This is a genomic window from Magnetovibrio sp. (assembly GCF_036568125.1).
Classification (GTDB): domain Bacteria; phylum Pseudomonadota; class Alphaproteobacteria; order Rhodospirillales; family Magnetovibrionaceae; genus Magnetovibrio.
The window spans coordinates 166,056-187,513 of the sequence record NZ_DATCTF010000019.1 but is presented as its reverse complement, the minus strand read 5'-3'; the positions used below and the strand labels follow the sequence as shown (position 1 = coordinate 187,513).

General features: G+C 53.3%; 21 protein-coding genes and 1 tRNA gene. 16 read left to right on the top strand and 6 right to left on the bottom strand.

Annotated features, from left to right (window positions below; all coding sequences use genetic code 11):
* Positions 1–80: 80 nt before the first annotated feature.
* From VIN96_RS16120 to VIN96_RS16055, 14 genes are all read left to right on the top strand, one after another.
* Positions 81–1,415 (top strand): efflux RND transporter periplasmic adaptor subunit, encoded by a 1,335-nt coding sequence (locus tag VIN96_RS16120; protein ID WP_331897621.1) that lies wholly within the window; start codon positions 81–83, stop codon positions 1,413–1,415.
* Positions 1,412–4,510 (top strand): efflux RND transporter permease subunit, encoded by a 3,099-nt coding sequence (locus VIN96_RS16115; RefSeq protein WP_331897619.1) that lies wholly within the window; start codon positions 1,412–1,414, stop codon positions 4,508–4,510. Before VIN96_RS16120 ends, VIN96_RS16115 begins: the two co-directional genes overlap by 4 nt.
* A 202-nt stretch (positions 4,511–4,712) precedes the next feature.
* Positions 4,713–5,555, top strand: a complete 843-nt coding sequence (locus VIN96_RS16110) for a flagellin (RefSeq protein WP_331897618.1) — start codon at positions 4,713–4,715, stop codon at positions 5,553–5,555.
* Between the two features lie 62 nt (positions 5,556–5,617).
* Positions 5,618–7,315 (top strand): flagellar filament capping protein FliD, encoded by a 1,698-nt coding sequence (fliD, locus tag VIN96_RS16105; RefSeq protein ID WP_331897617.1) that lies wholly within the window; start codon positions 5,618–5,620, stop codon positions 7,313–7,315.
* A gap of 15 nt (positions 7,316–7,330) precedes the next feature.
* Positions 7,331–7,789 carry a flagellar protein FliS gene (locus tag VIN96_RS16100; RefSeq protein ID WP_331897615.1) on the top strand — a complete coding sequence of 153 codons (459 nt, stop codon included), beginning with the start codon at positions 7,331–7,333 and terminating at the stop codon, positions 7,787–7,789.
* Positions 7,789–8,493 carry a sigma-70 family RNA polymerase sigma factor gene (locus tag VIN96_RS16095; RefSeq protein ID WP_331897613.1) on the top strand — a complete coding sequence of 235 codons (705 nt, stop codon included), beginning with the start codon at positions 7,789–7,791 and terminating at the stop codon, positions 8,491–8,493. Before VIN96_RS16100 ends, VIN96_RS16095 begins: the two co-directional genes overlap by 1 nt.
* Positions 8,490–8,975 (top strand): hypothetical protein, encoded by a 486-nt coding sequence (locus tag VIN96_RS16090; protein ID WP_331897612.1) that lies wholly within the window; start codon positions 8,490–8,492, stop codon positions 8,973–8,975. The genes VIN96_RS16095 and VIN96_RS16090 overlap by 4 nt, the downstream gene beginning before the upstream one ends.
* Positions 8,976–8,998: 23 nt before the next feature.
* The gene (locus VIN96_RS16085) at positions 8,999–9,529 is read left to right on the top strand and encodes a hypothetical protein (RefSeq protein WP_331897610.1); all 531 of its coding nucleotides are present in this window, start codon (positions 8,999–9,001) and stop codon (positions 9,527–9,529) included.
* 166 nt (positions 9,530–9,695) lie between these two features.
* Complete coding sequence (locus tag VIN96_RS16080) at positions 9,696–10,364, top strand: flagellar hook assembly protein FlgD (protein WP_331897608.1); 669 nt, start codon at positions 9,696–9,698, stop codon at positions 10,362–10,364.
* 30 nt (positions 10,365–10,394) lie between these two features.
* Complete coding sequence (gene flgE, locus VIN96_RS16075) at positions 10,395–11,672, top strand: flagellar hook protein FlgE (RefSeq protein ID WP_331897606.1); 1,278 nt, start codon at positions 10,395–10,397, stop codon at positions 11,670–11,672.
* Between the two features lie 36 nt (positions 11,673–11,708).
* Positions 11,709–12,062, top strand: coding sequence for a hypothetical protein (locus tag VIN96_RS16070; protein WP_331897604.1), 354 nt, complete (start codon positions 11,709–11,711; stop codon positions 12,060–12,062).
* A complete protein-coding gene (locus tag VIN96_RS16065; RefSeq protein ID WP_331897602.1) occupies positions 12,043–12,486 on the top strand; it encodes a hypothetical protein in 444 nt (147 codons plus the stop codon). Before VIN96_RS16070 ends, VIN96_RS16065 begins: the two co-directional genes overlap by 20 nt.
* Positions 12,487–12,498: 12 nt before the next feature.
* Positions 12,499–14,244 carry a flagellar hook-associated protein FlgK gene (gene flgK, locus VIN96_RS16060; RefSeq protein WP_331897600.1) on the top strand — a complete coding sequence of 582 codons (1,746 nt, stop codon included), beginning with the start codon at positions 12,499–12,501 and terminating at the stop codon, positions 14,242–14,244.
* Entirely contained in the window at positions 14,228–15,163 is a 936-nt protein-coding gene (locus VIN96_RS16055; protein ID WP_331897598.1) for a flagellin, read from the top strand. Before flgK ends, VIN96_RS16055 begins: the two co-directional genes overlap by 17 nt.
* Positions 15,164–15,892: 729 nt before the next feature.
* Here VIN96_RS16055 and VIN96_RS16050 read toward each other — a convergent pair.
* Entirely contained in the window at positions 15,893–16,462 is a 570-nt protein-coding gene (locus VIN96_RS16050) for a hypothetical protein (RefSeq protein ID WP_331897596.1), read from the bottom strand.
* Positions 16,463–16,576: 114 nt separating this feature from the next.
* Here VIN96_RS16050 and VIN96_RS16045 point away from each other — a divergent pair, with 114 nt between their 5' ends.
* On the top strand, positions 16,577–16,816 hold the full coding sequence (locus VIN96_RS16045) for a helix-turn-helix transcriptional regulator (RefSeq protein ID WP_331897594.1): 240 nt from the start codon (positions 16,577–16,579) through the stop codon (positions 16,814–16,816).
* A 66-nt stretch (positions 16,817–16,882) separates the two neighbouring features.
* Complete coding sequence (locus VIN96_RS16040) at positions 16,883–18,658, top strand: hypothetical protein (RefSeq protein ID WP_331897592.1); 1,776 nt, start codon at positions 16,883–16,885, stop codon at positions 18,656–18,658.
* 2 nt (positions 18,659–18,660) lie between these two features.
* Here VIN96_RS16040 and VIN96_RS16035 read toward each other — a convergent pair whose 3' ends face one another.
* The 5 genes from VIN96_RS16035 to VIN96_RS16015 form a co-directional block, all read right to left on the bottom strand.
* A complete protein-coding gene (locus VIN96_RS16035; RefSeq protein ID WP_331897590.1) occupies positions 18,661–19,008 on the bottom strand; it encodes a ribbon-helix-helix domain-containing protein in 348 nt (115 codons plus the stop codon).
* Positions 19,009–19,350: 342 nt separating this feature from the next.
* On the bottom strand, positions 19,351–20,061 hold the full coding sequence (locus VIN96_RS16030; RefSeq protein WP_331897589.1) for a transcriptional regulator domain-containing protein: 711 nt from the start codon (positions 20,059–20,061) through the stop codon (positions 19,351–19,353).
* Positions 20,062–20,465: 404 nt separating this feature from the next.
* Positions 20,466–20,541: transfer RNA gene (locus VIN96_RS16025), tRNA-Glu, on the bottom strand.
* Between the two features lie 60 nt (positions 20,542–20,601).
* A complete protein-coding gene (locus tag VIN96_RS16020) occupies positions 20,602–21,045 on the bottom strand; it encodes a M67 family metallopeptidase (protein WP_331897587.1) in 444 nt (147 codons plus the stop codon).
* 23 nt (positions 21,046–21,068) lie between these two features.
* Positions 21,069–21,434 (bottom strand): hypothetical protein, encoded by a 366-nt coding sequence (locus VIN96_RS16015; RefSeq protein ID WP_331897585.1) that lies wholly within the window; start codon positions 21,432–21,434, stop codon positions 21,069–21,071.
* Between the last annotated feature and the right edge of the window lie 24 nt (positions 21,435–21,458).

Sequence of the window (21,458 nt, the reverse complement as noted above, 5' to 3'; positions counted from 1 at the left end):
CCTTGATTGAAAATGGGTGCGTACCCTCCTGAAGTTTGTGCGGCGGATTTTCACCGTGCGATACAGAAGGTTTTTTGACGATGCAAAAATTCCATGGAGAGAACTCACGGCTGATGCGCAGGGTTCTCTGGTTTCTGCCGCCGATCGCGGCAGGTGTTGCGATAGCAGCATATTTTATTTTGTTTGCACCGGAACCGGGGCGTACGGAGACTGTGACGCCCTCCATCCCGGTGCGCATCGCAACAGCCGTTTCCGAATATGTCAGACCGATTGCAATTGGTTGGGGTAACGCCCGAGCAGCGGAAACCTGGGCTTCGGTAAGCGAAGTGAATGGGCGCATTATATATCGTCATCCCGATTTGGAGACCGGGCGGTTGATCGCTGCGGGAACAAAGGTGCTGGAAATTGATCCGGCCGATTATGAGTTGTCCATCCGTCAGGCGGCTGCCGATCTCGCGGTCCTTACTGCGGAGGCAGGGCAACTCGACATCGAGGAAGCAAATACGCGTAGTGTGCTGGCTCTTGAACAGGCCCGCCTGAAGTTGTCGGAAAAAGACCTGGCCCGAACCCATAAATTGGTCGCGCAAGGTACGTCCCCGCAAGTTCGTGGCGATGAACAAGAGCGCATGACCCTGCAGATCCGCCGAACGGTAGCGGAATTGCAAAATACATTGGCTTTAATACCAGCACGTCGCGAGGGCATTGCAGCGCAAGTTGCACGGACTAGGGCCGGATTGGCCCGCTCTCAGCGTGATTTGGCTAATACCGCGATCATCGCGCCGTTCGATCTACGGGTAAGGACAATAGAGACTGAACGATTCCAGTATGTGAATACCGGCCAGCGACTCGTTACTGGCGATAGCGTCGATCGGGCTGAAGTTGTCGCGCAGGTGCCCTTTGATGCGTTCCTTCGTCTCATCGGTGCAAGTCACGACGGCAATAAGACGGGAATGGTTGCATTGCGTGAAGGCCCTGCGGCGCAGTTTGAAGCGGAAGTCCGCCTCGTCTCAAATCCCAACCAGGTGTGGCAGGGGAAAGTCAGCCGGATCGAGGGCGCCCTCGATCCGCGGGCGCGATCCGTTCAGGTGGTGGTGAGTGTGGAAAACCCCTACGCAGGCGCCAGCCTGCCTGACCGTCTTCCTTTGGTCCCCAATATGTACTTAGAGGTGAAGCTGACCGGCATGACGTTGGGGCCGCAGGTGGTCGTACCGGAAGCGGCGGTGCATCATGGCGACACGGTCTATGTGCGTGATGTTCATGGCCGCTTGGAAATTCGCCCTGTAACGGTGGCCTTCAGGCAACAGGGGCGTGCGGTGATCAGCAATGGGTTGGTCCAAGGAGAGGCGCTGGTTCTGGATGACCTAGCCCCCGCCATTCCCGGTATGTCTCTGGCTCCACTGGAGGCGCGACCGTGATACGCTGGTTCGCCGGGCACCCGACCGCAGCTAACCTTTTGCTGGTGTTGTTTCTCGCGGCTGGGGTTATGGCCGCACCTGGCCTCAAACGCGAGACCTTTCCCGATTTCCGCCCCGTCGAGACCGAAATAACCATCACCTACCGGGGGGCGGCAGCAAGCGATGTGGAAGACGCAATTTGCCGTCCTATTTGGGATGCTGTGCAACCGGTCGAGGGACTGGAAGAGCTGGTCTGTAGCGCACAGGATAACGTGGCGCGCGCGGTGGCGACCATGGAACAGGGCGCGGATGCGCTGCGTTTCGTCAACGATATCCGCACAGAAGTCTCCGCAATTGACGATTTTCCCGATGATGCCGATCTGCCCATCGTGCGTGAATTACATCGCACCGACATCGTCGCCTCAATCGCCATCGCTGGGGATTTGCCTGCACCTGCCCTAGAACGGTATGCCGCAGATCTACAGGACCGCGTCGCCGACTTACCTGATGTTGCGCGGGTGGTGATGTCAGGGTTTGGCACGCGTCAAATTCGTATCGAAGTGCCGCGCGCGGTGCTGTTGCAACATGGTCTGACCGCCTCTGGCCTTGCTGCGACGATTGGGGCGCAAAGCCTGGATCTGCCTGCGGGGACACTGGAAACGCCATCGGTCGATCTGCGGTTACGATTCACCGAGGAACGGCGCAGCGTGTCACGCCTCGAACGGTTGCCGGTGTTGACCCTGGCCGAGGGCGCCACGCTAACTTTGGGAGAAATTGCCACCATCACCGAGGCGTTTTCTCCTGATGAAGAGCGTGTCTTTTTAAATGGTCGTCGTGCGGTGTTGCTGGAGGTGCACAAATCCCTGGATGCGGATGCTTTGCGCGCCTTGGATAGTTTGAGTGATTTGGTCGGTGCTGAGAATGCCAAATTGCCGCCTACGTTACGGTTAGAGGTGGTTCAGGATGTAACCTCGATCGTTCGCGATCGTTTGTTCATGCTGGTCAAGAATGGTGTGATGGGGCTTGTGCTGGTCGTGGCGGTGATGAGTATGTTCTTCCGTCCCGGCTTTGCGATCTGGGCGGCAATGGGATTGCCCGTGGCTATTCTCGGCGCATTCGCGGTCATGGCCCTACTCGATTTATCTCTAAATATGATGACGCTGGTGGGGTTGTTGATGGCGATCGGCATCGTGATGGACGACTCGATCGTGATTTCGGACTCGATTGCGGTTGAGGCCGAAAAAGAAGGGGTGACGCTGTCGAGCGTGGTGCGCGGCGTGATGGCAGTGGCTCCCGGCGTCGCTTCATCCTTTCTCACCACAGTTGCCGTCTTCGCCCCGCTGTCCTTTCTTGTTGGCGAGTTGGGTGCAGTGTTGCAGGTTCTGCCCGTGGTGTTGCTCGCGGCGTTGGCCGCAAGTCTCGCTGAAGCCTTTCTGATTTTACCTCACCATTTAAAGCATGGGCTGAAACGCGCGCAAAGTGCGCCTTCCCATTTGCGGGTTCGGTTTGAAGCGGCTTTTTCAGTTCTGCGCGAACGTGGCGTTGGTCGGTTAGCCGATGTGGCCATTCAGCGACGCTATTTAGTGGCGGGATTGGCGATTGGCCTGCTCTTGGTCACCATCGGTGCGTTGGCGGGAGGGGTGGTGAAGCGCGAAGCGATGCCCGAGATTGACGGCGATGTTCTCGAAGCGCGTATCTGGATGCCGCAAGGTACGCCGTTGTCGCGCACCGAAGATGTGGCTGCGCAGGTCGTTGCCGCGCTGAAGGACGTAGACCACGCTCTCAGCTCGTCTCAGCCTGGTGGACAGGCATTGGTCCAACGTGTGATCATGCGCTTCAATCACAACCGATCGGCAGGAGAAAACGGCGCCCATGTGGCCACCGTTTCAGCCGACCTCCTGGGGGCGGAGACACGCACGACTACCCTTGACGAGTTGATCGCTGAATGGCGTGCGGCTATGGGGCCATTGGCGGGGGTGAGCTCTCTGATCTTGACTGAACCGGGTATCGGTCCACAGGGGATCGCAGTGGAAATCAGGATTTCCGCGCCGGACCTTGATGTGCTTCAAGCCGCTGGCCACGCAACATTGGCGGAACTTCAAACTTATGTCGGTGTGCGAAATGGTTCGTTCGATTTACATCCGGGCAAACCCGAATTGCGCCTGACGCTTGCCCCGGGCACCCAGGCACTGGGGGTGTCGGCGCAGGATGTGGCGGGACAGTTGCGCGCGGCGTTTTTGGGAACCACCATCAGCACGGTGCGACGGGGCAATATCGCCCATGAGGTCGAGATCATTCAGGTCAAAAGTGATCGTGACTCACGTGCCGATCTAGCAGCGTTCACCATCACCTTGCCGGATGGCAGCACGGTGCCGCTGTCCACTGTCGCCCAGATCGAAGAGGCGCGGGGATGGGGCACCATCACCCAAGTGGATGGTGCGCGCACCTTGACGGTCGAGGCCGATGTGGATGGGCGACTGGGCAATGCCGATGCAATTGTGTCGCGTATGGCAGGGACGTTTTTGCCAGAACTTACCAGCCGCACGTCCGGACTGAGTTTCGAGATAGGCGGTCAAAGTGCTAATTCGGCCGAAACAGTAGGATCGATTCTGCGAGGTTTCCTCTTGGGCCTGATCGGTATATTCGTCGTGCTGTCTTATCAGTTTCGCAGTTACGTCGAACCTATCATCGTGATGGTGACGATCCCTTTGGCGTTCCTCGGCGTCATTTGGGGGCATGCCCTTATGGGCTACAACATTTCCATGCCCTCGCTCGTTGGCGCGGCGTCGCTGGCTGGGATCGTGGTCAATAACGCGATCCTTTTGGTGCAGGTCATAAAATCCCATACGGCGCAAGGCTTAAGCGTCGCCGAGGCCGCTGGACAGGCCGCAAGGATAAGGTTTCGTCCGATCTTCGTATCGGTCACGACGACGATCATGGGCATGGCCCCGTTGCTCGTCGAAACCAGTACTCAAGCGCAGACATTGAAGCCGCTGGTGATTTCAGTGGTGTTCGGCCTTATGACATCGACGGTTCTGGTGCTTATGGTTCTTCCCGCCCTGTATTCCATTCTTGATGACTTTGGTTTCGCGCGAGCGGGGCGGCAGGAGATCTAGGCCTTAACCATTTGCAGATCTCAACATCCTTGTCGCGATGATTACGTCAAGACGTTGTGCCCGCCCCAAATCATGTTGTTATTTTTTATGCGCCAGTTTTTAGGTGTCCCACCGTGCAAAGAGGTATCGGGAAAAAACCGATATTCCAGAACAGGAAGACCCGCATAGTGCTTGGGTCATCTAACCAGAAGGGAACGGTACGATGCCTACAATCACCACCAACACTTCCGCCAACACCGCATTGCGTTATTTGAACATCAACAGCGCGGAGCAAAATGACAATTTGGCGAAAATTGCTAGCGGCTCGCGGATTACGCGGGCTTCGGACGACGCAGCCGGATTGGCGATTGGCACCGCGTTGCAGACCGACGTCGCAACCTTAAAACAAGCTTCGACCAATACCTCCCATGGCGTTTCCGTTCTATCCACGGCGGATGGCGGGATGGCCAGCATCAATGATATTTTGCAGCGTATGAAGGTTCTGACGACCCAGTCCGTATCCGGCACCAACAGCGCCACCGAGCTGGGTTTTATTCAAAGCGAACTGGACGCCTTGGTCTCTGAAGTCAACGATATCGCTGCGGCGACTTCGTTCAATGGCCAATCGCTGTTGGATGGGACCACCTCTTACGCCACGGGTGTGGCGTTTATGGCGGGTACATCGGCCACGGATGTTTTGACAGTGACCATCAACGCCGTGGACGCGAATACGTTGGGGCTTTCCACGGCGGGCGTTACCAACCTAGATGTGGTAACCGATGCAGCATCAAGAACGGCGGCCTTAACAGCCATCGATACGGCTATCGATTCTCTTTCGACGGCGCGCGCCGCAACTGGTGCGCAGATGTCGCGTTTTGAATATCGAAGCGACATGCTGGCCACATCGACGGAAAATATCGATGCCGCCCAGTCGGCGATCATGGACACGGATATCGCCGCCGAACAGGCGGAACTGTCTTCCAATGAGGTGAAGACCGACGCCGCGATATCGGCACTGAGTAAGGCAAACGAACTGCCGATGAAACTTCTGGATTTGCTTCGTTAATCTAGGAAACAGACGGGAGGGGCAATCTTGTGCCTCCCGTCATTCGTTTAGGGGCTTCTATCATGGCTGACAGCACCACTCTGACATCGGATACGACGACGCTGGTGAGTACAGGTTCGACATCGTATATCAGCGGCACATCCGGCTTCGACAGCAGTGCTTTGATTGAGGCTGCGGTGCAAAAAAAGATGCAGCCTGCCTATGTCTTGGAAGCAGAAATTACAAAAGGTGAGGCGAGCCTAGCCGCGTACGGCGAAATGAATGGTGACCTCAGTAATTTGCAAGACACGCTTAGCGTATTGCGCAATGAGCCGGGAACTTTGGGGGCGCAAAGTGTCTTCGAAACCAAAACCGCTTATTTAAGCAGCAATACCTCCATCGGCGCAGAAAACCATCTCGGGGTCGATGTCGTAGCGGGGACGCCCAATGGCAGTTACAATGTCGAGGTTCAGCAAACCGCCACCGCTCAGAAACTTGGGTCCAACGCCATTGCGGATTCCACAACGGCCCTCGGACTGACGGGAGACTTTCAACTCAGTACGGGGCTCGGTGTGCCGGCAACCATTGCAGTCACATCGACAATGTCCCTTCAGGATATAGAGGCCTCGATCAACGCCCAGGCGGATACAACAGGCGTCCACGCTTCCATTTTACAGATATCAAGCACCCAAGCGATGCTGGTTCTCTCGGCGATGGATACGGGACAGAGCATCAATTACACCTCGAGCGCCGGTGCGGACATCGGACTCGCCCTTGGCCTCACCGCAGCAGACGGTAGCTATCTCAATGAATTGCAAGCGGCTGCGGATTCGATCGTGGTCGTTGATGGGGTGCCGATTCAAAGGTCCACGAATACAGTAGATGATGCGATTAGTGGAATCACTCTGGACCTGTATGCCGCTGCCCCCGGCACCACCTTCAAGGTCGATATAGATCAATCCTATGCCGCTTCGAAGGACGCCATCGTCGCGTTTGTAGATGCCTATAACAGCTATCGCGATTTTGCCCTGGTCCATCAAGAAACCAGTTACGGCGGCACACCGACGGATAGCGCCGTGCTCTTTGGCGACGGCCTACTGCGCAATGCGAACAACAGCATATACAGCGCGTTGACGCGAAACGTGGCGACGTCAAACGGAAGTATTTCAATTGCCGATTTAGGTCTGAGTTTCGATATCAGCAATCACTTGGTCATTGATGAAAGCGCTTTGGACAGCGCATTGCTCAACAACTTTGATGACGTCGCGACATTGTTCGAATTTCAATTCACGTCGAGCGATGCGGATCTTCAGGTTCTTGCCCACGATAAAACGGTGCCGTCGGGGGCACATGTTTTGGATATCCAAGTCGATGCCGCCGGGGCGATGACCGCAGTAACGGTCGATGGACAAAGTAACCAATTTACGGTGAAGGGAAACATCATAGAAGGCGCGCCGGGGTCGGCTTATGAGGGGTTGAAAATGGTTTACACGGGCACCCAAGCAACCACGCTCACATTCAGCGCATCCCAGGGCATCGCCGATCAGCTTAACAATGATATCGAATCTTACATCAACGCAGTGAACGGTTCTTTGACGTTGGCCCAGCAGGGGCTTGAACGGAGCAACGAAACGAAAGCGGAAAAAATCACCTCCATTGAGGTTAAGGCCGCCGCATACGAGAAAAGGTTGATTAATTACTATGCCGCGTTGGAAGCCAAAATCGCTGAGGCGAACAGCATGAAGAGCCTTCTTGAATCCATCTACAGCAACAGTAAATGAAGCAAAGGTTCTACGATGTCCTATTCGAAACCGAACGCCAGCCAAGCGGCCTTTGCTTATCAAAAAGCCTCCGATCCGATCTCCTACATCCCGGTGGTGGTAGCTGTCTATAATGGCCTGTTGCACCACCTCCACATCGCAAAAGAACAATTTGAAACGCGCCGTATCTCTCAGTGTATGCAAACCTTGAACACTGTATCGGAGGTCCTTTGTGGGTTGCAGAGAAACCTGCGCTATGAAGGTTCACCGACCTTGGCTGATCACCTCAGTACATTTTACGATTTCAATATTGTTGCCGTTTCGGCCTTGGTTTCGCACCGTTTCGAACCAAAAGTTTTCGACGGTATTGTGACCCGCTTGACCTTGATGCGGGATGCATGGGCAGATGTTGCGGCACAAAATAAGCCAGTGATGTTGAACTCTACGCAAGACGTCGCGGTCAAACAGACCGAGGATGGCGTTAGGGTGGTTTGATGTCGAGCGTGAGTGCGATTATTCCGGTGCAGGACGATATTGTCGAGCATGAGGGTATTTGCGAACGTCCCTCGGAGCGGTCGGACAGAACTGGTGCGCAAGAACGAGATGCGCAGAACGTCGAAGCGCAACTCACTTCCCACGATGTGCCCGATATCGAGCTTATGGCGATGGTCGTTGAAGGCGACCAGGGCGCGTATCGATTGCTCGTCGAACGCCATTTCGAACGGATCTATGTGCTTGCCTATAGAATGATCTATCACGGTGCCGACGCCGAGGACATCGCCCAAGAGACGTTTCTTAAGCTGTGGCTTAAGCGTCAAGATTGGAAGCGCGAAGGCGCTGCGATCACCACCTGGCTTTATCGTGTGACGGTTAATGCGTGTATCGACTACAAACGCAAACCGCGGGCAGCATCGATGCCGGAAGGTTACGATCCCGCTGATGTTCAACCGACCGCCGTGACGTTAATCCATCGCCAGCAAACGAATTTAGCGTTGCGCCAAGCGATGATCAAATTGTCGCTACAACAGCAAACCGCATTGACGCTTTTTTATCACCAAGGGTTATCCAATGCGCAAGCCGCAGAAGTCCTCGATATAAGTGTCAATGCAATGGAATCTCTGCTAAAAAGAGCCCGTAAAAGGTTGCGGGTGCTGCTGCAGAACTCATCTGAAGATCTGATCGAGGCGATTCAAGAATGACACCGGAAAATCGTACCGTCATGACGCGCAAGGAATTTCAGGACCTGCTCGATGCATTCGGGGCCACACCCGACGCGTGGCCTGAAGGGCGTAAAGTTGTCGCGTTGCGGCTGCTCGACAATGACCCTCAGGCTAAGGCAATGTTTGACGCCTTTAAGGTCATGGAAAGCGCGCTTGTGTCCGATCCTATCCCTGCACATCAACCAAGTGCAGTCGATGATCTGCTGCAAAAAGTTGCCGGTCATGCGCAGGCCGAGGCGGCGCGAAATGAAGCCGGATACGCGGCTTCTGGCAGGACTCTATCCTGGGGCAGGGTGAGGGATGTGCTGGCTCCGTTTCGCAGGATGGTGACCCGCCCGGAACTCATCCTGGGGGCTTGCACTGCAGCGGGGGTCTTCCTTGGTCTGCTTGATGGGATGAGAGAAACTGAACAACCTGTCGACCTTGTGTTGGCCTATGTGGTTGCTGTGTTTCCACTGTAATGAAAGCCCCTGGATATAGAGCCATGTCGTACACAGACAGAACAGACGGACACCAAGTCAAAAAGAAAATGCAATGCGGGCGCCTCGTAAGCCTTACGCTTACGGCTTCTTTGGCGTTGAACTTGTTCGGCCTGGCTTGGTTCGCGACACAGGCAATTGTCAAACAAGCGAGCAAAGATCCGTGGGAAATGTCGCTGTATTCTCAAACGCAGGTCAACAGTGATATTGGTATTTTAGAAGGTTTGCTCATCAAACGTTTAACGGCTAACCTTTCCCCACAAGGTGTGGAAACCTTTTTGCGAGTATACGCAAAACATATGTCATCGCTCAGCGGGATGGATAGTTTTATTGTCGGCTTTCACGCGGACCTTGCCGCAAAAATTCGTAGTGAAAATGTTACCGAACAAGAACTGCGTGAAGCTCTGAAGCCGCTTCCTATAGCTGTTATGGTAAGGGTGTCGGTGATGACCAAGATCCTGGCTGAGGCCATTCCTTTGTTGAGTGTTGAGGATCGTATGAGTTTGCCCCCAATGGGGGAGTTTGCCAGCGATTGATGACTTTCGTTCGTTAGACGCAGGTTAACAATAACCAAAATTTGCCCTGGATAATTCCAGGGCAAATTTTTTTGCGCCAGTTTTCCGGTCCCCTTGCCGTGTATAGGGGAGCAACGAATAAGGCCGTGCCGTATTGGGCAAGGTTCAGATTCAAGGGAAACTGAAAATGGATACCATTTCCGCCCTGTCAACGGGGACCTATTCAACCAATGAAGTGCTCGGCTCGTCGGAGGTGCAATCCGGCGAGGAACTGTACAACACGTGGATAACGCTTCTGGCTGCGGAATTGGAGCACCAGGACCCGACCGATCCGGTTGACACCACCGAGTACACCAGCCAACTCATGTCGCTGTCGCAGATTGAGCAGCAATCGCTGACTAACGACACCCTTGCGACCATTTTGGATATGGCGCAATCGATCGAGAACGATGGTGCTAGTTCCTATCTGGGCACGACGATCACGGCCGAGGGGGACACGTCACCGCTTTCTGGCGGAACGGCCGAATGGCGCTATGCGCTCGATGCTGAAGCCAGCGATGTTACGATCCAGATCTCTGATCGCAACGGTGATCTAATTTATTCCACCAGCAAACACAACGTCAGCGCAGGTGATTACGACTTTACCTGGGACGGCGTGACCAACACCGGCGCCGTGGCGAGCGACGGCGCATATGTTCTGTCCGTCAGTGCGGTGGGGGTCGGCGGTCAAGCCGTCAACGCAACCACATCCGTGCGCGGAACCGTGACGGGAGTCGAAGCGTCCGGTGATGGCGCGACCTTGCTTCTTGACAATGTTGCCGTTCCCAAAAGCACCGTTACAGCCATGCAGCTCTAACGCTTTGAATTGGAATGAGGAGGAAAGCAGATGAGTTCGAATTCGGCGTTGTACATCGCAACCACGGCCTTGAATGCACAGAGCACCAACCTGTCTATGATATCGACAAACTTGGCTAATGCCGGGACCGTTGGGTATAAGGCGGCGGACATGAGTTTCCGTACATTGATAACGGACCCATATTCGCAAAACTCGACCAGCAGTGGCGGGGTGACTTATAGCTCCACGCAAAACGTGGCGATGCAGGGCTTGGTCGAAAGCGCGGGGTCGTCAACGGATATGGCCATCGACGGAAATGGGTTCTTCGTGGTCAGCGATACGGCAAACGGTGAGAATTTCGCTTATACCCGCGCGGGAGGGTTCTCGACCGATTCTGAAGGCTATCTGGTGAATGACAGCGGGTATTACCTTCAAGGGTGGCCGCTCGATTCAGCGGGCAATGCTGTGACGGCTGCCAACGGATCGGTTTCTAGCCTGGAGGTCGTAAATGTATCGGCTGTAACGGGGTCTGCGGCGGCAACCACAGACATTGGCTTTGTCGCCAACCTACCTGCGGACGCAGCGGTGGGTGATGCGTTCGTCACCTCTACGGAGGCATATGATTCGCTTGGTGTCAGCCATACCATCGATTATGCGTGGCAGAAAACCGGCATCAACACTTGGGAGCTTAGCTTTTCCGATCCGGTGAGCACCGCCGATCCGACAATCACCACAGGCACCTCGGCGGGCGGACCGGTGCAAATCGTTTTCAATCCCGATGGCACACTTGCCAGCACTACCCCGGCACAGGTTGATTTGACGGTCACCGGCTGGACCTCAGGCGCCGCGAACAGCACGATCACATATGATCTCGGAACGGTCGGGCGTGCAGATGGGTTGAGCCAATATGCCAGCAGCAATGGAAGCAACCCCGCCGTCGATTTGACTTCGGCCTCGCAAAACGGTCTGCGTCTTGGTGCGTTTGAAACAGCATATATCGATAACAGCGGCCGTATCGTCGCCACCTTCGATAATGGCCAGGAGCGGCCGATTTATCAAATTCCCCTGGCCACGTTCAACAACCCGGATGGCCTTATCGCCGGCACAGGAAACGTTTACCTAGCCTCGGAACAATCCGGCGATTACGTGCTCAACAACCCAGGGCATGGCGGCGCGGGTTTTGTGATGGGGTTCGCGTTGGAATCCTCAACCGTCGATACATCAAAAGAACTGACCGACATGATTGTTGCCCAGCAAGCTTATTCGGCGGCTTCGCAAATCATCAGCACCTCTGACGATATGTTCCGAGAGTTGATGAACGCCTTGTAACCCGTCCCTTTGATTCTGTGAAAAGAGGTTGCCGACATGAAACCCAAGAACCAATACAAAAGCGTAGAAAATGACGCAAAATTGGATGCCGATAGCCAGCGTGTATTGGCTCAGTGTCGGGCTTTTTTCGGTGTTGATGAACTGACCCCGAAGACTGCTGAATTGGCGGCGACAAACATTACCCAGGCTCTCTCAAGTGTACAGGGTCCAGAGCGCCGCCGCATCGAGGCTCAAATCATCAGCAACCTTGAAAGCATTCAGAGCATTGCGCGCCGTCTTGGTGACGAGCAAGCCAAGGTCGGCGCGGAAATTCATGCTTTGACGGTGCGACGTCAAGTGGCGTCTTGCTACGCAAACGGAGGGCATCACATTGCGAGAAACAAAACCTGAACTGGACTGCATCCTCGAATTGAACAATGCCTTGCAAGCTTTGGAGGACATTTTGGTGCTGGAAAACAGCGCGATTCAAAATGGCGATATCAACGTTTTACGGCAAACAGCAGATTCGAAAAAACGCACAGGGAGATACTTGCAGCGTTTATGGGCATCGTATCGGGAACAGTTTTTGGACGGCCTCGATGAGCCGCAAAATCATCTGGAAAATCTCGAGCCGCAGTTGGCTGCGGTCAGGGAAACCATGAAAATGAACATCAGGTTGTTGACGGCGCAAAAAATATCCAGCGCAGAAAAAATAAGTGTCGGCATCGGTGCTTGGAAGCGGCATCAAAACCGCACGTTGCAGCCGTATCGCGCCGATGGGGATACATGTGATCAAGGTCTGCCTTTGGGGGTTGCCCTGGGGCGGCTCATATAGGGATCGTGCAAGATGGCTATGGATCTACGTGCAGCTCGCAACGCAGCCGTCAGCGCTTTGACGACCAGCGAATATCAGACTTCGATTTCGTCGAAAAACATCGCCAATGCTTCAGTCGAAGGTTACAGCGTTAAAAGATCGGCCTCGCAAACCACCATGAGCGGCGGGGTCGCCACGGGCGTCAGGGCCGACAAGGTGTCGTCGTATATGAACGAGGATCTCGTCAAGTCGTTGGTCGATGCGACCTCGCGTCATGCTTACAGCACCACCAAATCGGCTTATCTTGAAAAAACGCTCAATACGTTCGGTACGCCGTATAGCGCGGATAGCTTGTCCCATAAGACCGTGAACGTACAAGCGGCCGTTGGCGATCTGGTGGTGACGCCGGAAAGTACGACGCAAAAAGAAGCCGCGGTTTCGTCTTTTGGCACGCTCGCCGATGAACTTAATACGCTGAGCGATGGTATCCAAAAGCAACGCACGCAGATTGATTCTCAGATTGATCAGAAAGTCGACGAACTCAATCAAAAGCTCGCAAACATCGAGAGCCTGAACGCAGAAATATCGACGCGTACCGTTAAAGGTGAATCGACAGCTGACTTACAAGACCGTCGTCGTATCGAACTCGAAGAGGTATCCAGTCTCTTGGAGGTGACGTACTTCGAGACGGCAAACAAAGAACTGCATATCTATACAACGGACGGAAAGCCGCTTGTTGACAGTCACGCACGTGAATTGAGCTACACCCCCGCAGGAACCGTCACATCGGGAACGGCCTACCCGGGCGGTTTCGATGCAGTTGTGCTCAGCGGTCGAGATATTACAGGGTCGCTCAAATCTGGCGAAATTGGCGCTTTGATTGAACTTCGTGATGACACGCTTGTCGCCAAACAGGCCGAGTTGGATGCGTTTGCCAAAACCCTTATAGATGGGGTTAACGCGGCGCACAATGTCGGCACACCCAACCCACCGCTCAATGCCGTGACGGGATCTGAGGTTCAGATCCCCGGCAATGCCTTTTCGGGAACCGGCACGATGAGGTTGGCTTTGGTGGACAGCACGGGCATAGCGGTTTCCGTTGCGGATCTGGACTTGTCTCTCTACCCCACCAACCAACAGTTGGCCGACGCCATCAACGCCATCCCCGGTCTCAGCGCGGGATTCGATGCGGGTGGGCACCTGACGATATCCAGCGATAACCCCAGCCTGGGGGTGTCGGTCGGTGAAATGGACAGTGCTGTGGGGGCTTCAGGAATTGGGGTGTCTTCTTTTTTTGGTTTCAACTCCGTGTTTACGGGCACTTCATCAGACACCATAGCTGTCCACCAAGACCTCATCGATAACCCCAAACATCTTTCTACGGGCCAATTGAACGCAGCGGCAGGGCTGACGGTGGGGGATCAGGCTCTGAGTGCCGGGGATGCAAGTGTCGCGCAAGCGATGGAGGAGGCTTTGTCTCAAGATTATGCGTTCGGCCAGATCGGTGATCTTGGCGCTCAGACATCGACGCTTTCGGAGTATGCGACGAGTATTCTCTCCTCCCTATCCGTCGAAGCATCGATTGTTGATGATGCGGCCCAAACCGAGGCCCTTGTTCACGACGACTTGAAGCTGCAGTTGAACAACGAAAGCGGCGTCAACTTGGATGAAGAAACCGCGAAAATAACCGCCCTCGAAGAACATTATTCGGCTTCGGCTCAAGTGCTCGGCGTACTCTCGGAAATGTTCGATTCCCTTTTACATGCCGTATCGAGATGAGGAAGCCATGAGTAGAGTCTCAACCATGGGCCAGTATCAGATGTCCATCACAAGCATGATGCGGATCGAATCCGACTTCGCGGCCGTTCAAAAACAACTTTCATCGGAACAAAAGGCCGAAAGTTACAGGGACTTGTCTTCCAACACCGAACGTGTGGTGAGCTTGGAAAATGAAGTGACGCGTTCGAACAAGGTGGTCGAGCAGGGTGGGCTTGTGCAAGCGCGGATCGAATCCCAGTACAGCGCCGTCGACGCTATGGTGGATGTGTTGTCAAACTATCAGGTGGACCTGAGTTCCGCGATCAGTGGGCAAAATGCTGGGGCTTCGGCGCTCAATGAGAATGCCCAGGTGGCTCTGGAAAGTTTCGCGGATCTTGCCAACCTTGAAGTTTCGGGGCGCTATCTGTTTGGCGGCGGTGTTACGGATCGCCCTCCTGTCGATATAGGCAACCCGCCGTATGCGCCACAAACGGCGCCGACATCGGCGGACACCTCTTATTACCAAGGCGATGACGCGATTGCCTCGATCCGTACGTCGCAAACCAGAGAAATTGAATACGGCGTTACGGCCAACGCCAGTGGTTTCGAAAAAGCGATACGGGCCCTGAGCATCGGGGCCAATGCCTCGGAAAACCCGCAGGACAACACTAGCCTTAACGAGGCCTACGACTTGGTCAATCAAGCGATTGATGAACTCTTGGTGATTCAATCCAGCCTGTCTGCAAGCGCGAGCAGTTTGTCGGATGTGATTGATGGCGAAATCGAGTATCAGCTTTATTTGGATGCGATGGTTAGCGATATCAAGCACGTCGACCTTGCAGCCGTAATTACTCAACAGGAGCAAATCCAAGCACAGCTTGAAGCGAGTTATTCAGCCACGGCCAAAATATCTCAGTTAAGACTAAGTGACTTTCTATGAGTAGAAAACATCACCCAATGATAAGTGACGTCGTGTGCGGGCAATTAGTTGGTGGCCAGGACGGAGTTCGTGGTCCGTGAAACTGGCGTTCGACTTCGGTAATTTCATCTGGCGTCAGTTGGCCTGTCAGGTAGCGAACGAAGTAGTCTGATCCTGTCGGATTACCTAGCAAATAATCCCGGTTCGTTTCGGTTGTCATCATAAAAAAACTCCCCTTGTTGCTCCCCAATTTTAGGAACTGCTCAGTCAATCACTACTGCCTCAAAAATGGGTCACAACCGATTGGCTGAGGGTTACAGGTGATTTGTGGTGCGCCACGAGTAAAATGCATAGGGCCACATCCATTTTGGAGGCAGTCACAACAGATTTGTAAAAAATTAATGCGACGCCACAATCAAAGCTTTCGCGTTATCGATCGAAGCATAAAACAATTTTTAATTTCAATTCGTTATCTGCGTCAAGACTAAGCCATAGGTTTTGCAGGAATAGCGAAACGTAATACCTGTAACCGTATAGGCACTGGATTTCAGGTGTGCTGGATCGCTGGCTAAACTGGTTTGATCGTCGGCTTGGTTGCCTGCTCCTTCGTTCGGATGACCGGCAAGTCTTCAAGCCGCCATGGCAGGACCGCCGAGCGGATGTTGAGTGATCCCTTGTTGTCGTTTGCCATGCGTACTGGCCGACAGTCGGGAATGAAAAAACTCCAAAACGTACGCAGTTTATGAAGGCTCATTTTAATACCTCTTTAAAGGCAACTGAGAGGTGGCCGTGTTTTTTCTTGAAATCGATGTTGCCCATATAGTCGCGCCCGTAATATTCAATGATGAACGGGTTTTGCGACAGGTTTGTGATGCTCATTTCATCCATAATATAATCGCCATTCGGTGCAGAGATGCTGCCTGCAAAACTTGTGTCTTTGCCGAATTTGTTGGCGATGATTCCGCGGACTTTATACATACCGCGGTCATGTGGAAATGGTTTGAACGACAGGACCGCGTTGCGTTTGATCTCGGGAATGTAGCCTTGCCACACGCACGCGCGGTCTTCGCGTTTACGGGTGTCGCATACAAACGTTCTCGGCGTGAGATCGGCCCATTCATCGAATTTTCCCGACACGGTGAACGAAAACACTTCTGGTGGATTGTTCTGGTCGATCTTGTCAGAGAGTTCCGGCTCAGAAGTACCTGTGCCACACGCTACCCCAAACCAGGAACACAACGCACCGGCATGAGCTGGTGGAGCAATTGCTAATAAGATACAGGCAGTGACAAGAGCCAATCGGTTCAGCACGCGTCTCATTTCTTCAAACCCTCTATCAATCAATAACAGATCAAATGCGCACCACACACGCATTATCTGATTTTAAGATAATCTGAAAAATAGATTAAGTGAAGCTCCCTTATGGAGGGTGCTTTGGAAAAAACCTTAGGTTCAAATCAACACAGAGCTCTGATCGATTTTTTGATCCATCAACGAGAAGAGCTAAGCATGACGCAAAGTGAGCTCGCCGAAGCGCTCGGCGAATATCAGTCCTTCGTTGCACGTCTGGAAAGCGGCCAGCGCCGCCTTGATGTTGTTGAGTACCTTAAACTGGCGAAGATTCTTCAATTCGACGCCAAGGCCTTTCTGTCTGATTTAGAGAAGCTTGATTGATCCACAGAATCGCTGGCACCACGAGAACCTAAGAATAACGCTATCAGGGTAAAACGTCTTACCGACATGGCCATTCCACACCGTTATCATTCCAATATTCAGGAATGGAGCCTTGCCGTGACCGATACGCAAGAGGATTGGGAACACGTTAAGCTAGGACGCTTCAGAGATGCTGACGAACAGCTCGTGATGCGCATCATGGATAAGCGGTTTCCGCAAAGGCTAAAGAGTGGCAAATCCTCCTACACGTTCAAGACACGCACGGCTTCCAGCCCGCGGGTTCAAGAACGCATCAGCCGCAGCAACGTACTCAATTGGAGGTACGAGCATACCCAAGGTCGGGAGGCCGCCGTTACAGTCAAATTTTGCACCAAACACAAAAGCCAAGCCATCTCACAACTTAAATACATCGCCAGAATACGTTCGCAAGACACCAAGGCCGAGCGCGAAGGCATTACGTTGTTCAATGAATTCGGTGATGCGATAACACCAACCGCGGCGTGCTCTGAGATGCAGACATGGGAATTGAACGACAGTGGTGAAAACTTAGATGCCCCCCAACATCCACAGCCTCGGCGAAGACAATACATCCAGACTTGGCACTTGATCCTCTCAATAGAAGACGACTTAGAAGAAGAGAGCGAACTTTCACGTTTCCAGGCCGCCGTTGACGCAACCATTGACGAGGCATTTACCGCTAATGGGCATAGAGCGTTATGGTGTATTCATAGCGGGCACACGCAGCACACCCACGCGCATGTCATCGTCAGGGCACTCTCTGATTTGGGTGGACGCATCCATTCTGACATTTATGGCGATTACCTTCATGGGCTTCGCGTGGTCTTTGCAAAGCATTTGAAGCGTGCCGGTTTTGATTACGACGCAACCCGTCGTGTCGATCGCGCCAAGTTGCGGGACCACATCATGTCCGGGGCCGTGCCGTTGACCAACACACGCCTGTATTGGCGAGACGCACCCGTCTCGGAGATTTGCGCACGAACGATTGGCGCCCCGATGGCAGAGGGTGTAAACCAGCTCCAGCAGGCGCGCGCAGGCGCTCTAAGATGCTTCCAGGATGGAAAGATCGAACAGTGCGCCAAATATTTAAGGCTGGCCCTTTCACCACCCCCAAACCTACTTGGCCTATTAAAACGTAAGTTGGTTTTGAAATGCGCTGCGAATAAAACGAAAAACGTTCCCGATGAATACCGTGATTTGTTGGAAACATTTCGGCCAATGTATCTTGATCCGTATAGAGCTCTTGTTTCCTGGCACCGTCTTGCCACGAGCGACTTTGGACAAACCAACGCATCCTCCAGCAAACGCTCGAGTGCCCGTCTGGCAAACTGGGTTGCCCGACATCGTCCGGAATGGTTCGGTCCCGTCAGGGCCGAAGCGTTTGAAACGATGACACTCGATCGCTTGCGGAAGGTCCTGTATCACCAAAAAACGTTGCCGCCAAATCGCGCACGGGGGACTACAAACTCTGATGATGGCATTTTTGAATGCTTTTGGCTCAGGCGAGTCCATAAGGACCGTTACCGCGTCGTTTGGGAACTGAATCGTTTTGCCAAGCGCATTGAGACTGAAGTGAACAACCTGCGTCTCTCAGCGCGAATTTTTGACCTTGTGACACAAGCACAGCGTATTCCCATCACATATCAAAAGCCGACAAGATATGATCTAAGCACACACGGTATGACGCCAGTTAAACAGACATCGCGGTTAACATATCCAAATGAAACGCCCTTACCCACGCCAAAAAAGGATCGCGCCTTCCCCGTCAAGACGCGCCCGATTATACGTCCGAAACAAAACACCCGATCAGGGGTGGAACGATAAGGTCAGACCTTAGGGCCGTTGATGGCCTTGTAAACTTTTCGCATCAGGACTTGTGTATCCTGCACAGCAGTGGATAACCCCTCACCAGTTCCTTGGTCCTGAGATGTTGAGCCCAAAGTCAGCGCCTTCATAAGCGCTGAATTCATTCGGCGGAGTTGAAGGCAGAAATCCGATATAATGACCGGGTTGATCAGTTTCCCTTGCGCCTCACCTTGCTGGTTCGCGACTTGAATAAGATGTCGCAAGTAGGGACTTCTGGTTCTAAAGCCTAATTTCCGCAGACGTTGATCGAGTTTTTCAAGGTCAGCCTGGGACATTTTGAACGTGACAGAACAGTTTTTAACACTCATCTCAGGCCTCCCCGTCGACGTGCTCCATGCGACGACGCCATTCCGCTGCCGCCTCGACGGATATCAATCGACGCCCACCAACTTTCATCTCGGTCGGCCCCCGCCCCGTTCTCTTCAATTCATAAAAGTGAGTACGGCTTATTCCGCCATGAGCGGTGCAAAATTCATCAATTGTAAAAGCATATACTGGTTCCTGGTTTCGACCATTCGTCATATCTCTCACCTAAAATAACGTTGCATTGACACAAATCGAACAAAGCAACAATTAGGCAAGCTGAGTTTGTCGTCATCGGAAAATAGGCATGGGTACGGCTATTTTCCCAAACGTAAATTTATGCCACTTCACCTACGTGTATAATTATTGGCAATCTTTACGTAATCACACTCCATAATCTGAACGGCACGCTTCTTCTTTTTACTATACCTATTGTAAAGGTTATCTTTGAAATCAGTCTTTTGCCCTAAATGATTCGCTATCTCCTTAATCGTTGCACCGATATGTACCCCATCCAAAATACGTAAATACTCAATGTAAGTATCATCAATTTGCCTCCGGCTTTCTTCAGCCAGATTGACAAAGCTATCAAATATTTTTTTCAATTGCTTTTGTTGGTAAGAGAAGGGGGAGTGAGCATACATACGGATATCAATGCATGGTTCTTCTGGCACTTCTGGCACGCGATTATATTTCTGAGGCCTGTCCGGTGATGGCCAACGCGTTAGGACAACGGGTGTCACTCGCTTATCTTCAACCGTGAAAAATGGTGAAGGCACAAAAAAATGAGGGTTAGCAAGACCAAGGTTTGGCCGGAGGTCGCCTGGCCTTGTCGCTATTCCATATTTTTCGCATAAATTTATTTCAATCTCTTTTGCCTGTAATGGGGCTTCTTCATAAACGGTTTTCCAGGCTTCGTAGTCAGAACGGTATGCTGGGTTTCTCCGCAAAAATTGCCACGCAAGCTCACGACTTCGAAGCCCTCGAATATTTTCGTATTCAACACCCAGCTTCCAATTCGGTAAGGGTTGAACAAAATGGATATTTTGAAAAACCAACGACATGCCTCCTAAATTTTCTTGAGGATAACTCTAGCCAGAATAGAGTGTGTAGCCTTTGTGCCACTGGCGTAGTCTCAAGAGGCATCTATGGCAGAGATGGGGCTGCCGGTAGCCTTCCTAACCTACTCTTTCGATCCTGCGATTGACCATCAAGTTCGTTCTACCTTAGGGAACCGTCGGCTTAGGACAGTTTTTATGGGCGAAGGGTTTGTTTTGCGGAAAAGGCGTGCTGATGACTATCTGGCCAGGATCAACAGCTCATCCGGCGCACTCTTAGTTATGTACGCCTGGGGCCGCTCAAGACATTTCAAGTTTCACCATGTGCGCGTGAGTGCACACAGGTTTATTACCTAAAAGTTACCTAAATTTTTGGAGTGTGACATGTAAGTCATTGAAATATTTGGCATCCCCTAGGGGATTCGAACCCCTGTTGCCGCCGTGAGAGGGCGGTGTCCTAGGCCTCTAGACGAAGGGGACCCAGCCAAGTAAGTGGCAGATATACGGCCCCTTGGGGGCACGATCAACTGTTTTCGCCGATCACCCCTGTTCGACGATCAGAGTGACGTCGTTCACCGCGTCGCTGTCGCGGTTGAGTTTCCAGGCACGGGCATCGCGGCTTTGTCCTTGGACCACCGAGACGATCAACCACACCATATCCGGTTCGAACGCCATGGCGATATCGTGGACGGAGGGCTCGGCCGGATGATCGGGATGGGAATGGTAATGGCCGACGATGTCTTCGTCCGTACCTCTGAGCGCGTGCATGACATCGAAACGCACCTGCGGATCGATCTCGAAACGGTCGCGGCCACCGCTGCCGTCGGCATCGATGCGCACGTTGTCGCTGCTCACCACACGGGTGACGGTGACGCTATCGCCGCCGCCGCGGGTGCCGACCAGCAGACCGCAGCACTCGAAAGGATAGGCGCGCTCGGCATGGGCGCGGATCTCTTGGAGCTGGCTGGGGCTGAAATGGATCATCACCCACTCTTATAGGTCGAGGTTCAGGGGGCCGTTTTGACGCGTCCCAGGACTTTGCCGGAATTTAGGTCCACTACGGCGACCAGGTCGGCGGTTTCACCGTTACGCGCGATGACCAGAACCAGACGGTTGGCGTTGGCTTGCGCGGAAATCACCCGCGCGGTGGCGGGCAGATCAAGCGAGACTTCGCCGAAACTCGTTCCGACGTTCGCCTGGGGCGCCGGCTGAGCAGGCGGCGTTGCATCCGCTTGCACAACAGGCGTATCGTCGGCGCGGAACATCTTATAATTCGGATTCTGAGATTTCTGATAGAATCCGTAGATAATCAATCCCATCAACACCGCGATGAGAAAACTCATCACAATCACCAGGGCCTTTGCCACCGCCATGATCCAAATCCGCTTCGTTGCTCA